The organism is Deltaproteobacteria bacterium (genome assembly GCA_026129095.1).
In the GTDB taxonomy this organism is placed as follows: Bacteria; JAGRBM01; JAGRBM01; order JAGRBM01; family JAHCIT01; genus JAHCIT01.
Map to the genome: position 1 here is coordinate 42707 of JAHCIT010000001.1, position 13568 is coordinate 56274.

At 63.4% G+C, this 13568-nt stretch carries 17 protein-coding genes; 11 read left to right on the top strand and 6 right to left on the bottom strand.

Features of this window, described 5'->3' with window-relative positions; translation table 11 throughout:
* Together KIT79_00120 and KIT79_00125 are read left to right on the top strand one after the other, a co-directional pair.
* Positions 1-1227: an MFS transporter gene (locus KIT79_00120; GenBank protein ID MCW5827700.1), complete on the top strand. Its 1227-nt coding sequence runs from the start codon at positions 1-3 to the stop codon at positions 1225-1227.
* A 45-nt stretch (positions 1228-1272) separates the two neighbouring features.
* Entirely contained in the window at positions 1273-1764 is a 492-nt protein-coding gene (locus KIT79_00125; GenBank protein ID MCW5827701.1) for a DUF952 domain-containing protein, read from the top strand.
* 15 nt (positions 1765-1779) lie between these two features.
* Here KIT79_00125 and KIT79_00130 read toward each other — a convergent pair whose 3' ends face one another.
* Positions 1780-2577, bottom strand: a complete 798-nt coding sequence (locus tag KIT79_00130; GenBank protein MCW5827702.1) for a hypothetical protein — start codon at positions 2575-2577, stop codon at positions 1780-1782.
* A gap of 53 nt (positions 2578-2630) precedes the next feature.
* Between KIT79_00130 and KIT79_00135 the strand changes: the two genes are divergently transcribed.
* A complete protein-coding gene (locus tag KIT79_00135) occupies positions 2631-3590 on the top strand; it encodes a 50S ribosomal protein L11 methyltransferase (GenBank protein ID MCW5827703.1) in 960 nt (319 codons plus the stop codon).
* A gap of 25 nt (positions 3591-3615) precedes the next feature.
* Here KIT79_00135 and KIT79_00140 read toward each other — a convergent pair whose 3' ends face one another.
* A complete protein-coding gene (locus KIT79_00140; GenBank protein MCW5827704.1) occupies positions 3616-4512 on the bottom strand; it encodes a DUF4124 domain-containing protein in 897 nt (298 codons plus the stop codon).
* Positions 4513-4696: 184 nt separating this feature from the next.
* Between KIT79_00140 and ispH the strand changes: the two genes are divergently transcribed.
* The 3 genes from ispH (at position 4697) to KIT79_00155 (ending at position 8188) form a co-directional block, all read left to right on the top strand.
* A complete protein-coding gene (ispH, locus tag KIT79_00145; protein MCW5827705.1) occupies positions 4697-5587 on the top strand; it encodes a 4-hydroxy-3-methylbut-2-enyl diphosphate reductase in 891 nt (296 codons plus the stop codon).
* Between the two features lie 78 nt (positions 5588-5665).
* Positions 5666-7045, top strand: coding sequence for a HAMP domain-containing histidine kinase (locus KIT79_00150; protein ID MCW5827706.1), 1380 nt, complete (start codon positions 5666-5668; stop codon positions 7043-7045).
* An 18-nt stretch (positions 7046-7063) separates the two neighbouring features.
* The gene (locus KIT79_00155; protein MCW5827707.1) at positions 7064-8188 is read left to right on the top strand and encodes a glycosyltransferase; all 1125 of its coding nucleotides are present in this window, start codon (positions 7064-7066) and stop codon (positions 8186-8188) included.
* 6 nt (positions 8189-8194) lie between these two features.
* On the opposite strand, the gene KIT79_00160 is transcribed toward KIT79_00155, so the two are convergent.
* The gene (locus tag KIT79_00160) at positions 8195-8782 is read right to left on the bottom strand and encodes a TetR/AcrR family transcriptional regulator (protein MCW5827708.1); all 588 of its coding nucleotides are present in this window, start codon (positions 8780-8782) and stop codon (positions 8195-8197) included.
* A gap of 167 nt (positions 8783-8949) precedes the next feature.
* Here KIT79_00160 and thiS point away from each other — a divergent pair, with 167 nt between their 5' ends.
* The 4 genes from thiS to KIT79_00180 all read left to right on the top strand — a co-directional run bounded on the left by thiS (position 8950) and on the right by KIT79_00180 (position 11398).
* On the top strand, positions 8950-9150 hold the full coding sequence (gene thiS, locus KIT79_00165) for a sulfur carrier protein ThiS (GenBank protein MCW5827709.1): 201 nt from the start codon (positions 8950-8952) through the stop codon (positions 9148-9150).
* Positions 9151-9186: 36 nt separating this feature from the next.
* A complete protein-coding gene (aroC, locus tag KIT79_00170; protein ID MCW5827710.1) occupies positions 9187-10278 on the top strand; it encodes a chorismate synthase in 1092 nt (363 codons plus the stop codon).
* An 89-nt stretch (positions 10279-10367) separates the two neighbouring features.
* Entirely contained in the window at positions 10368-10844 is a 477-nt protein-coding gene (locus tag KIT79_00175; GenBank protein ID MCW5827711.1) for a hypothetical protein, read from the top strand.
* Positions 10845-11056: 212 nt separating this feature from the next.
* A complete protein-coding gene (locus tag KIT79_00180; protein ID MCW5827712.1) occupies positions 11057-11398 on the top strand; it encodes a helix-turn-helix transcriptional regulator in 342 nt (113 codons plus the stop codon).
* A gap of 21 nt (positions 11399-11419) precedes the next feature.
* Here KIT79_00180 and KIT79_00185 read toward each other — a convergent pair whose 3' ends face one another.
* The 3 genes from KIT79_00185 to KIT79_00195 form a co-directional block, all read right to left on the bottom strand.
* The gene (locus tag KIT79_00185) at positions 11420-11803 is read right to left on the bottom strand and encodes a TIGR02266 family protein (protein MCW5827713.1); all 384 of its coding nucleotides are present in this window, start codon (positions 11801-11803) and stop codon (positions 11420-11422) included.
* A 171-nt stretch (positions 11804-11974) separates the two neighbouring features.
* Positions 11975-12523: a shikimate kinase gene (locus KIT79_00190; protein ID MCW5827714.1), complete on the bottom strand. Its 549-nt coding sequence runs from the start codon at positions 12521-12523 to the stop codon at positions 11975-11977.
* A 7-nt stretch (positions 12524-12530) separates the two neighbouring features.
* Positions 12531-12938 (bottom strand): PaaI family thioesterase, encoded by a 408-nt coding sequence (locus KIT79_00195; GenBank protein ID MCW5827715.1) that lies wholly within the window; start codon positions 12936-12938, stop codon positions 12531-12533.
* A gap of 163 nt (positions 12939-13101) precedes the next feature.
* Here KIT79_00195 and bcp point away from each other — a divergent pair, with 163 nt between their 5' ends.
* Positions 13102-13560 (top strand): thioredoxin-dependent thiol peroxidase, encoded by a 459-nt coding sequence (gene bcp, locus KIT79_00200; GenBank protein MCW5827716.1) that lies wholly within the window; start codon positions 13102-13104, stop codon positions 13558-13560.
* Positions 13561-13568 lie beyond the last annotated feature (8 nt).

Genomic DNA, 13568 nt, shown 5'->3' on the forward strand with positions numbered 1-13568 from the left:
TTGAACGGCCAGCTCCCGGGCTCTGCACCCGACTGGCGGGCGCTTCGTCCGACCGTCATCGCGCTGCTCGGCCTCATCCTGCCGATGATGCTGACCTTCGTGCTGCCCAAGCGGCTCGAGGATCTCGGCGCGCCACTGGACACCGTCGGACGCATCATGAGCATGTGGGGATGGGCGCCGATGCTCCTCATCCCCATCATCGGGCATTTCATGGACCGGTACGGGCGCAAGCCCTTTGCCCTGACGGGCGCGCTTCTCATGGCCATTTCCTCCATTGGCTTCGCCCTCGCCAGCACACCGGACTGGCCGGTCTATGCCTGCCGGGCGGTCCAGGGACTTGGATTCGTGATGGGCTACACCGCGATCACCGCCGCACAGGCCGATCTCTCGCCCGGCAGCGTGCTTCCGCGGGTGTACCTCGTCACCGGCATCTGGGCCCTCCTCATGCATGTCATCGGGCCGGTCGCGGGTGAACTGATCTACCGCCAATTCGGTTACGCCCCGGTGGCCTGGCTCGCCCTCGCGGCCTCGCTCGTTGCAGCCGGCATGATCCTGGTACTGCCCGAGAGCCGGACGGCAAATCCGGCAGGCACACCCCCGGAAGCCCCAAACGGGATCATCCGGTTCATGCGAGAGCGGGGAATCCTGCCCGTCCTGTTTTTCAATCTGGTGGAAGTTGCCGCCTACACGGCCACTGTCACCTTCATCATGACGTTCGCGCGTGCGCAGGGGCTTCCGTCCACGCGGCTCTTCTTCTTTGCCTACCCATTGATGGGGATAGCCCTGCGGCTCCTGTTCAGCCGCGCACCGGGCAGGTTCGGAACGCAGCGGGTGATCTACGCCACGATGATCTTCTATGTCGCGGGTATCGGATCGCTCGCCTGGCTGCAAACGCCTGCACATCTGTTCATCGCCGGACTCGCCGTGGGCGCCGGGATCACGTTCGTTAACCCGCTTCTCTCGGCCCTTGCTATCGAACGGGCCGGCGACCCGGCCTACACCGGACGGATCAGCGGATGGTTCGTGTTCGCCTGGTGTCTGGGCGGAACGCTCGCGCCGCTCCTGTTCGGTATCGTCGCCGGGAACGCGGGCTACCCGGCCATGTTCCTCTCCGTGGCGGCGATGCTGCTCGCGGGCAACCTCCTTTTCGCCTGGAGCGACTGGCGGCTGGCAAGGATAGTTTCCGCTCCCCTGTTTCCGCCCATGCGGGGAACGCCGCTCCGCTGATCCGCCCTTGGATCGCCGGATTCATCCGCCCATAATCGGCAGGTCATGGCCCGGAAAACCGTACCCCGTCTCCCCCGCAATCCGGTTGTACCCAAGGCGCACCGCTCGGGCGCAGGCGCCCACCGGTCCCCGCTCGACTACCGGCGGAGCGGCGCCCGCGCCGACATTGACGAGCAACTCGGCGAGGCACCCCCCATCATCTATCACCTGGTTCCCGAACCCTACTACCGGGGAATCGCGCCGGAAGAACCCTACGTGAGCGAACGCTACTATGACGAAGGGTTTATCCATTTCACCGCGCCCGTGGCCGAACTGGCCGCTGCCGGAAACCGCCACTACCGCAGCGACCCGAGGCCGTATCTCATGCTCGAAGTGGATGAGCTGATGCTCACCGCACCTGTCCGGTACGAAGACCCCGGCCGGATCTTCCCGCACCTCTATGGCCCCTTGAACCGGGATGCGATCACCACCGTCCGGCATTTCCGCCGGGCCGCGGACGGCACTTTCATCGGGCCAGGAGAACCGGCCGAGACATGACAGGCGGGCGGAGAGCTACCGGTCGAACAGGTCAACCTGCCTGAAATCGGCTGGCGGGCTGAATGCGCTTGAAGGTACCTGCGCCGAACCCGATTCCCGCAACTCCAGATGCACGCGAAGACTGGCGTTCGGTCCCCCGGAACCCGTAGACCGTTCCACAACGGCCGGCACGCCAAACTGCGAGAACGGGAAATCCAGTGGCCAGGGGAAGGTGCCGAATATCCCGATGATGCGCTGGCCGCCGGTGGCGGCTGCCACGGTTTCCTCCAGCTGGGCAAGCGCCTCGGCCGCCGGACCGGACAGCGCCGCATCGGCGCAAACCGACAGCTGGACCTCGCTGCCGATACGTCCATCCACGAACGCGCACTTGCTGGCGGCATCGCGGCCGCGGCGTGCGGTCGATATCCACCGGAGCGGATCAATTCCCTTGGCTCGCCGCTGCCGCTCGGCCAGTTCCCTCAGTGCGGGAGGAAACTGCGCCACCGCGTCGGCGGCGATCTGGTTCACGCTGCGCATGTGGTCCATATAGGCCCCAAGCTGGGCGTAGCCGAAGGTTTTTGCGGTCCGTTCGATATAGAGCAGTTCGCCTGACTTGACGTTGATCACGTGGATTTCCCGCGGCGAGACGGCCCGCACGCGATTGCCCCGGACCTCGACCGTGACCTGCTCGCCGGCTGGACGCTTCAGATCCGCCGAGGGTTCATATCCTTCGGCCCAGTACTCGTAAGTGAACCGGAAACCCTCATCCTGTGCCGCCGCAGGCCAGGCACAAAAAAACATTACCGCCAGCAGAACCTTCAGATGCTTTTCCATGCCGGAGATATTAACCGGGCCTGCGGACGTTTTCAGCCCCCGGAAGCAGACTCATGGCGACTCCACCCGACGACCCGCTTGGAACCACGACCGGTTGGATCGAGGTCGAACTGGCCCTCGATCCCCGCCTGGCCGACGAGGCCAGCGCGCTCCTGTTCGCGCATGGAGCCACCGGTGCCGAGGAGCTGCCGCCGGAAGAAGGCCGTGCCCGGCTCCGGGCGTGGTTTCCGGTTACCGTGGAGCCGCAGTCGTCCGAAATCTGGCTGTCGGACCTGTACCGTTCCGCCGCCCAGGTCCATACGGATTTGAAACCGGTACGGGTGCGGATCAGTTCAGTCGAGGAAAAGGACTGGGCCGAGAGCTGGAAATCCTGCTTCGCGCCACTCCGGGTCGGCCGGCTGCTCCGGATCCTGCCGTCGTGGCTCGATGCAGGCGATACCGGGCGCGACCCGTCGCTGTCGCCGGACGCACGCATCGTCCGCCTCGATCCCGGCATGGCGTTCGGAACCGGCACCCATCCTACCACGTTCATGTGCCTTGAGCATCTGGAACAGCTGGCCCGCGACCGGCGGTGCGAACTCGGAAGGATTTGGGACTGGGGAACCGGAAGCGGAATCCTCGCCATCGCAGCGGCGAAACTGGGCGGCGCGTCCGTGCTCGGAACCGACACATCGGCCCAAGCCATCCAGGCGGCCCAGGACAACGCCCGGCTGAATGATGCCGGGAACGCGACCGGGTTCGTCCACCGTCCGGTCTCCCGGATCGAGGGACCGTTCGACCTGATCCTGGCCAATCTGTATGCCGAAGTGCTGCTCAAGGACGGGCCCGAAGCGCTGAAGCGGCTCGCGCCGGGCGGCACGTTCATTGCCAGCGGGTTTGTGGCCGAGCGTGCCACCGAAATCGAGAAGATGCTCGCCAGTGCCGGGCTCCTGGAGGTTGCACGGGCCTCCAGACGCGATTCGGTGCAAACCGACACGGAGGAGTGGGTATCCCTCCGGTGGGTTCGACCCTAGCCGGTCCTGAAACAGCCGGCCCGCATCAATATCCGCGAATCCGCCGCACCAGAAGAAACCCGAGCACCACCGACGCCGCCAGCAGCACGGCCAGCCCCACCACAGCGCCCATGATCCAGGGGTGTTCGAGGTCGCTTACCGAAAATGCCTCCATCCGGACTGGACCGGAGAGGCTCTGCCAGCCCACCAGGACCTCCTGGGAAATGGGGTCATAATAGAAGTAGTCGCCGGTCCATCGAAGCATGGCCGTGCCGGACGGCCCCATGATGTACTGGACGTAGGCTGCAGGCGCCTTGTCATCAGAAGATCCGCGCACGAGGAACATCACGACAACGTGGCCTGACGGGATGATGACCGGCCCCATCGCATCCTCCCGCCGGAGCTTTTCAGGGGGATGCTCTTTCCCATAATCCTGTGCCAGTTGCAGCGCCGTCACCAGGGCCGAGAGCCGGCTCTTCGGCTTTTGCCCGGGCCATGTGCGAATCTGGACCTTCGCATCCGCGCTGCTAAAAAAGAACTCGCCGCCGGGACCGGTTCCCTGGCCCAGTTCGCGGAACTCCTCCTCTTTCCAGACGCCCCTGTCGGACGAGAACGCCCGGGGCAGCTCGAAGGAGGACTCCACGGTGGACAGGATCACCGCCCTTTTTCCGGGCGAGGCGACCCGCTCCGTCCCCGCCTCCTGCCCCGCCTCGGCCGTATCCGGCTCGCCCGTCCCGGACCTCAGCACGCGTGCCCCCCGGACCGTCGTCCGGCCCCGGTACTGTGGCGGCACCTTGGAGAACTCGTCGGTGAAGTGGTTGACTCCCTGGTCATCCACCCATTCGTAGTAGTCTTTGGCGGCAAGATGAGACGGCGCAGCCGCCGCCAGCATCGCTGCACCAATCATCAGGGCGCAAAATACGGCCCGGCTCTCTAGCCTCATGGTTGGTTCCCCTCCGGATAACCAGCGTAAAGTTCAGGTCTGACGTCCGGGTCATTTGTAACCGCCAGCCTGCCAACTGGCAAAATCCGGCATTTCGGCGGGTGACGGGACACCGCCTCGCGGCAGACTTGAACCCCTGTCCCCCCCATGCCCATATTCAGGCCGGAGGCACCGGACCCTATCTATGGAAGTCATCGTGGCAAAGAGCGGCGGATTCTGCTGGGGCGTTGAGCGGGCAATCGATATCGCCCGCAAGGTTGCCGAAGAGAATCCCCAGCTCAGGGTTTCGACCTATGGCCCGCTCGTCCACAACGAGGAGGCCCTGAAGCCCCTGCGCGACCTCGGTGTCACGGCAGTGAAAGCCGAACCCGATCCCAAGGTGGAAACCTGGCAGACCGACGCCGTCGTGCTCCGCGCCCACGGCATCACCCCGCACGAACGCAACCGGATCAAGTCGATCCGCACCGAGGGCCGCCAGGTGTTCGATGGTACCTGCCCGGATGTGGGCATCATCCACGCCACCGTGAAGAAACACATCAACAAGGGTTACAACGTCATCGTGGTGGGCGACGCCGGACATGCCGAGACGGACGGCATCATGGGCTATACGCCGGCCGGGCGCGGCATGATCGTGGAAAATCCCGAACAGGCTTCCAGTGTGAACTTCCCGGTGGACCAGCCGATCTGTGCCGTTTCGCAGTCGACGCAGGAGGCCGAGAACTTCTGGGCCATCGTGGACGCGCTCAAGGTACGATATCCGCATCTGGAACCGTTCAACACGATCTGCGAGGCAACCACCTCGCGGCAGACCGACCTCAAGGAACTGATCGAAACCTGCGATGCCGTGATTGTCATCGGCGCGCACCACTCCGCCAACACCTGCCGCCTCGCCCAGATGTCGAGGGACCGGGGCCGGGTGACCTACCACATCGAGAACGAGAGCGAACTCAATCTCGAGGAACTGCGCCAGTACCGGCGCATCGGTATCACCGCCGGGGCTTCCACTCCGCCGGCGGCCATGTACCGCGTGAAGGCCCTTCTGGATCCGCTCGAACCCCTGAACCGGGCCTCCTGAGCGGCTTCAGCCGGGGTTCCGCCCGGTCTTGCGCCGCAGTTTGCTGTTTCACTGGCCACCTTCGATAATCCCGCCGCTGTGCTGTCAGCCACCGACATCGAGCTCCGGCAGTTCGTGAACTCCCAATGGGCCCTGCGCGGCAGGATCGTGGGCTATATCGGCCTCGCCTTCAGCTTCTTCCTGCTCGCCTATGACTGGGCGCTCTATCCCGAAGTCTGGATGCAGACATCACTTGTCCGGGCCGTGCAGGCAGTGGCGATCATCGCCCTGCTCATCGCAAGCCTGAGAGAGGACTGGTGGCATCTAGCGGCCTATTACGTGACAACGGGAATTCTCGTCTTCATCGCGGGAGTCGATATCGTCCTGCATATCCAGGGCGCACAGGCCACCACTGACCGCGCCTTCGCCTACACCGCAACGACGTTCGTTATTTTCTACCTGCTGCCAGTTCAGCGGGCGGAGGGCGCGATCTACCTGGCCGCGACATACGCAAGCTATTTCCTGTGCGGGTATTTCTGGGGATACCCGCCGAACCTGTTCGCCGCCCCGTATCTCATCCAGGCCGGTATCGTCGTCAGTGTCGGCATCATCGGAAACAGGGTCTTTCTGAAAACCAAGCGCGAGGAGATCGAGGCAAACGCCCGCCTGCGGGAGCGCACCGATGAGCTGGCCCGCGCCAAGTCCGCGCTGGAAAAGACCTTGGAGGAACTCCGTGCGTCGCAGGCCGCGCTCTCCCGTGCCGAGGGGCTCGCCGCCGTCAGCGAGTTCGTCAACGGCGTCGCCCACGAGATCAACAATCCGATGGCCAGCGCCCGGAGCCTCATGGAAACCCTTGCCGAGGATATCGAAATCCTGCGCCGGGACGGACCCGCCGCCGTCCGGCAGGAAGACCTCGTCCGGTCCCTCGACGGGGCCCGCGCCGAAATCGACCGGGCCCGGACACTGATCCGCGAGGTCCGGACGCTCTCCCAGGAGGTCCGGAACTCGCCTGACAGCGTGGACCTGCGCCAGCTCCTGCGGGAAGTCATCAACGAGGTCAGGACCGGGAGCGCCGCCACGGCCAGCATCCAGATGGGCGGTCCGGGAGAACCTGGCCCGCTTGTGATCCGCGCCCACTACGCACGGCTCCGGCGCGTATTCCTCAACCTGCTCGACAATGCCATCGCCGCCGAGCAGAAGGCCGGTCACATTCCGGACATCAGCATCAGGCTGGAGCTGGCATCCGGCCGGGTAAACGTGACGGTGGCGGACCACGGGACGGGCATCCAGCCCGATATCCAGGAAAAGATTTTCCAGCCGTTCTTCACCACCCGGCGCACCGAGCACCGGCCCGGCCTCGGACTGTACATCGCCCATGAAATCGTACGCTCGCTGGGCGGCCGGATTACCGTCGTCTCGGCGGTCGGCGAAGGTTCAAGCTTCCAGGTGGACCTGCCGGTGGAACGGACGGCTGCCTGACGGCAGCCGGCAGCGGCCGTGAAGATTCTCCTTGTTGCCGATTCGCTCGCCGGAGAACATGGGCGTCCGTTCTACGTGAAAGGGCTGGCTGCCCAGCTCGCCGCCGCCGGACACACGGTATCGGTCTATTGCGAGGAAGCAGGAGATTCCGGCGCTCCACCCGGCACGGCGTTTCTCTCGCCGCAGGAGTTCATGGATGCGCTCCCCGGTTCCGGCGCCGTTCACCTGCATCTGCCGGTTTCACCGGCGACAGCCCTTTTGGCCGCCGGCCATCCCCGGCTTGTCATCCACCCCCATGACTACGGGTTCTGCTGTCCGGCCGGAACGCTGTACCTGCCGGGCTCGTCACGGCTCTGTCACCGGCAGACGGGGCTGCTCTGCTACCTGTGGGCAATCGAGGAAGGATGCACATCCGCGGCGCCGGGCCCGTTTGCCCGCCGTTACATGGATGCACGAAAACTCAAGTCCCTTGCCGGCCTGAACCGGGCCCGATGGATCGCCTCCACCCCACGCATGGCCCGCGCACTGGCCGACAGCGGGATTCCCGAAGACCGCATCCATGCGGCGGGCACTGCCGTTCCGGCCCCGCCGGAAGTCTCCGAGCCGCCGGCAAACGGCCCCGTCTTTTTTGCCGGCACGGTGGAGGAAAAGTCCGGCATCTTCGACCTGCTCGACATCGTGCTGGTCAACGACGTGGACCTCCATGTCGCCGGGGACGGTCCCGACCTGGAAAAATTCCGGCTGGCCGTGGAAAGAGCTGATCTCGGACGGAAGGTGCACCTGCTCGGCGACCCCGGATGGTCCGGACGGCAGGCCGAATATGCAAAGGCACGGTTCGTCGTGCTGCCCGACCGGTGGGACAACAGCCTGCCGTGGGCCGCCGCCGAGGCGGCCGCCAGTGGAAGGGCCATCGTGGGCTACCAGGTGGAAGGTGCGCCCGCGTGGTGCCGCCATCCGGAAACCGCGCTGCTCGCCGATCGTGCGTATGTCCATGAACTGTCCGGCGCGGCGAAGCTGATGATCGCCGAACCTGACCGGTGCCGCCGCATGGGTGAGGCCGCCCGGCGTCTTTACGACTCGGAACTGTCGTGGCCGGTCCACCTGAAAAGGATCATGGACGTATACGGCCGGCTCACGGCCTGACCTGTTTCAGGTCTTGAGTCCCCGGATGAACACGTCGGCGATCTGGCGGCCGCAATCAGCCAGGTCGAACCGCTTCCGCTTCGACTTGAGCCACAGGACCGTGACCTCGCTCAGCGAGCCGTACAGGGCCGTCTTGATTACCTCGGCCTCGATATCCTTGCGGAACACGCCCGAATTCTGTCCCTCGATGATCAGCTCCGACACCATGTCCAGGTAGGCGAAAAACTTCTTTGGCACGTATTCCTTCATGAACTTGCTCGACTGCCGGAGCTCGATTGTGATGACCTCGACGAGCTTGGGAAACTTCTCGACGGTCTCGAAGTGGTGGCGGATGAACAGCCGTATCTTGTCCTCCGGGCTGCCGCCGGAGGCGACCGCCGAACGGATGTTCTGGAGATGCCGCTCGACCATGTACTCGAAGATCTGGATCAGGATATCGTCCTTGTTCTTGAAGTAGAGATAGATCGTGCCGTCGGCCACTTCCGCCTGCCGGGCAATCTCGGAAATCTTGGCGTTGAAAAAACCCTTTTCGGCGAAAGTCCGCGTGGCGGCTTCCAGAATGCGTTCCCGCTTGTCCAGGGTCCGGTTACTCATGAAAACCTGTTCCTCCCGTGCCGGTTGAAGGCGGGCGGCCGGCGGGACTACCATGCGGCCAGTAACGGCGGGCGCAGCCGGCTGAATGAACGCTCATTCATACCGCTCCAGGCCCGCCCGGTCAAGGAGTCCGCCCCTTCAGCCGGAGCGGTGTCACGGGAATCCCGATGCAGGTAATCGTCAATGGAGAGCCGGTTGAACTGGACAAACCGGTCACGGTAGGCGAACTTCTCGGCCGCTATGGCCTTGTCCCGGCGCGTGTCGCCGTCGAGGTCAACCAGCGGATAGTTCCCAGGGCCGACTATGGCCGCACGGTTCTGGACGACGGAAACCAGATCGAGATCGTCCAGTTCGTCGGTGGCGGCTGATCCTGCATGAAACCCTGAAACGGCGGTAGACCTCACTTGGCATCCAACTCGTTCGGCACACTGTTCAGATACACCACATGGGGCGAGAGCCACGGGCCCGCCGTTGGCGTGGTGATCGATGGCGTGCCGTCCCGGGTGGAGCTGTCGGAAGCCGACATCCAGCAAGAGCTGGACCGGCGGCGCCCCGGACAGTCGAAGCTGGTCACCCAGCGGCAGGAAGCCGACCGGTGCGAGATTCTCTCCGGTGTGTTCCGGGGACTGACGACCGGCGCGCCGGTGTCGGTCATCGTCCGCAACACTGATGCCCAGTCCGCCAAGTACGACGAGATCGAGCATCTCTACCGCCCGGGCCACGCCGACTACGTTTATGATTTCAAGTACGGCCACCGGGACCACCGGGGCGGGGGACGGTCAAGCGCCCGGGAAACGGTGGGGCGGGTGGCGGCCGGGGCCATTGCCAGAAAGATTCTCGCGCCGCACGGCATCCGGTTCCATGCCGGTGTCATATCGGTCAGGGATATCGTCGCCGCCGAACGGCGCTGGGATACGGTGGAGCAGAACCCCGTCAGGTGCCCGGATCCGGAGGCGGCGGGCCGCATGGCCGAGGCGATCGATGCGGCGCGCAAGAGCCGTAACTCGCTGGGCGGCGTCGTTGAACTGGTGATATCGGGTCTTCCGGCCGGCATCGGCGAGCCTATTTACGACAAGCTGGACGCCCTGCTGGCCTATGGAATGATGACGCTGAACGCGGTGAAAGGCGTCGAGATCGGCGCCGGTTTCGCCAGCACGCGGATGACCGGTCTCGAAAACAACGACGAGATGGAAACCGTCAGCGGCAAGCCCGTGTTCCGCAGCAACCATGCCGGCGGGATCCTGGCGGGCATCTCCACCGGCCAGGACGTGATTGTTCGGGTTGCCATCAAGCCGACTGCTTCCATCGCCCAGGACCAGCACACCATCGACCGGAATGGCGAAAACGGCAAGATCCTGGTCGAAGGCCGCCACGACCCCTGCCTGTGTCCCCGGGCCGTTCCGGTCATAGAGGCCATCGCGGCGGTCGTCGTCTGCGACCTGTGGCTGAGGGTGCAGGGTTATCCGGTGGCCGGAGGCTTCCGTTGCCAGCCGTGAAACTGGTGGTATAACGTAGGGCCTTGAGACGCCCCTGAGAGGTAACGCGCTGCGCTATGGGAATTCCTCCCCCCAAACCCGTCCGAGGGATGATTCCGGGTTACAACCACAACATCCGGTTCGCCGACGAGATCTGGCACATCCAGACCGAGGATTCGGGCCGCAACAACCCGCACATCATCACCCTGCTCTACAAGGGCGGGAACATCATCGCCCGCAAGAAGGTGAGCTACGCCGACATACTGGAAAACCAGAATGTTGAGGACGTTGTCCGCAGCCTGATGCAGGAGCAGCACAAGGCGATGCTGCGGGATCTCAAAGGGGGCGTGTTTTCCGGCAAGGCCCCGGAAGCGGCCGCCCCGAAGGCTCCGGCAGCGGCCGTCCCAGCGGCTGCCCCTACGGCAGCAGCCCCGGTCCCCGAACATGTGCCGCCCGCCGAGACGCCGATGTTCGACCTGGATAATAGTGAAGTTGACTCCCCATTCGGCGCCGACCTTATTTCCAACAAGAGTCTGGACGAAGTCATCCTCGGCTATCTGGCGATGGAACTAAAAGAAGATAAGTGAGAGGTGTCACTGTAATAGTTTGACACATTGAATTTTTCCCGACTGGCCGCCGCCCCATTGAAAGAACAATTTAATATGTAACTATTGCCGTGTGCAGAATTACGGCGGATTTGATAACGTAATGTTTCAATTACGGGATTAATTTCGACTGTCATTCTGTGCAGCGACAGTTTCGAACTGGCGTAAAACAGGCGGGGGAACGGCAGGTCATCATGGCGAAACAGCTATCCATCGGGCTCCGCATCCGCGGGCTGCGCGAATCCAGGGGGCTCTCCCAGTCAGATGTGGCCGGGGGATCCGGGCTCAAGAAGGAATACATTTCCCGAATCGAAAATGAGCATATTATTCCGACCTTCAGCACGCTCGAATCCATCGCAAACGGACTCAAGGTTGATGTAATTGATATTGTCAAATACGGAAATAATACAGTTGTCATTCGCCCTTCCGATGAAGAAAAAAAATGGGCGAGACTGTTTCAGCATCTGATGAGGAAAAGAAACACGGCCGAACGCCGCCGGGTCATCAAAGCGGTGGAAAGACTGATCCTGTCCTGAGCAAAGCCGGGGAGCCCGCCGCTATTCGTCCAGGGCACCCGCTTCCGTAATCCGCTCGATGTAGAGTTCAAAAATCTCCCGGTCCTCGGTCTTGAGGTCGATGATTTCGAGTCCGAGTCCGGCGGGCCGGCCAGCCGCCCCGGCCTGCTCCTGATCCAGCACCCATGCCACCCGCCCGTGCAGGGTGATCTCGCGCTCCGTGTGGGGGAGACACAGCACCACCTCCACCGGATCCTCGCGGTCAAGCCGAAGGCCCGTCTGGACGAAAATGCCGCCCTTGGAAATGTTAATCGTATATTCCTGGGCGAACGCCCGCGGGGTACGGAATCGTACCTTCAACCGGGCCTTGTAGCGGCCCTGACGGCGCCTGTCCTGCTCGTTCTTCTTCAAAGGATATGCCGGCATACTGCGATACCTCGCCACCGGTCCGTTCTGCCCGCCACAGGAGATAACGCGCGGCGGCCATCTGGGTTACATTTTTATTCTCTCCGGAAATGCGGTCAACGACATTGATCATGCTTTTGCCACATGAACGCCGATTTATTCTGGAGGCGTACAATAATGAGCCTGTAGGGCCTAATTGGGCAGCCGGTAACGGGTAGCGAGCAGTGAAACCAGTTCGTTTTGAACCGCATCCTTGGTCATGCCGTCGGTATGGAGCTGGAACTCGGCCCGGCCGTAGTAGGGCATCCTGCGTTCCATGAGCTCGCGGGCCTTTCTGGCCGGATCGTCCCCTTCGAGGAGCGGACGGCGAACCCTGTGACTGGCGTTGGCCTGCCGGTAGACGGCCGTCTCGGGCTTCACCAGCAGGGCGATGACCGGCCCCAGCCGCCGGATGAGCGGCCAGTTTTCCTCCCGGCTGACCAGTCCCCCGCCCGTGCTGACAACATGGTGGCGGGGGCCGCTGTCCACGAACCGTTGCAGGGTTTCGGTCTCGATCCGCCGGAACGCCTCTTCGCCGTCCTGGGCGATAATATCTCCTGGCTTCCTGCCGGTCGTCCCGGCAATCAGCTCGTCCGTGTCCATGAGCCGCCAACCCCACCGTTTCGCAAACAGGCGAGCCTGAGTTGATTTCCCCGCGGTCGGGAAACCGATCAGGACGAGATTGTCGAAGGTATCCGGCATGAGCCCGTCAGCCCTGCTTGGCGCGGTCCCGGTTCTGGATATAGTAGGCGCCCGTGGCCCTGGCGAGGAGCTTGCCGTCAGAGCCAGTCACCTCGGCCTCGCCATAGGCCACCGTCCTCTGCCGTTCGACGATACGGGCCGTGACGGTAATCTTTCCGTCCTTCACCGTGCGGAAGTAGTGAATCGACAGGTTGAGCGTCGCGGGCAGCTCTCCGGCGGAGAGGTCCAGCAGGCCGAACAGGGCGGCACCGAGAGCCTGATCGCAGACGTAGAACATGACTCCGCCATGGAGCCGCCGGGCCGCGCTGTGCATGGCCGGCGTGCAGTCGAAACTGTATATGGCCTTTCCGGGCTCTATCTTGTCGGGCTTGTGGCCGATGATCCGGTCGAGTTCATTGAGCGGGCTGTCAATCATATGGCTGGTCCGGCCCGACTCTAGACGGATGCAAAGCGGCAGGTCCAACCACACCACTGCACAGCCAGAAGCCACTCGATGGCCATTGACCCCTGCGAGGACATCATGCTCGAATCGCGCCGCCGCCGGCTGACCGGGTGGCAGGCAAGGGAGACAGGTGCAAATGGCAGCGATCAAAGAGGGCCAGAAGGCCCCGGACTTCACCCTGGAGAGCGACAGCGGCGAGAAGGTCACCCTTTCCAGGCTCAAGGGACAGAAGGTCGTGCTGTTCTTCTACCCCAAGGACATGACGCCCGGTTGTACCATCGAGGCGTGCGACTTCCGGGACAACTATCCGAAGTTCAAGAAGAAGGGCGTGGCCGTGTTCGGCGTCTCCAAGCTGAACGCGAAGTCGAAGGCCAAATTCCGCGACAAGCACAAGCTGAACTATCCGCTGCTGGCTGACGAGGATCTCAAGGTGGTCACCAGCTGGGGCATCCTCAAGGACAAGGTGATGTACGGGAAAAAGGTCAAGGGAATCGAACGCACGACCGTCCTGATCGGCGAAGACGGCAAGATCGGGAAAATCTGGCCGAAAGTGCAGATCGAGGGGCACGTGGAAGAGGTTCTGAAGGCCCTCTAGGCAGGCGT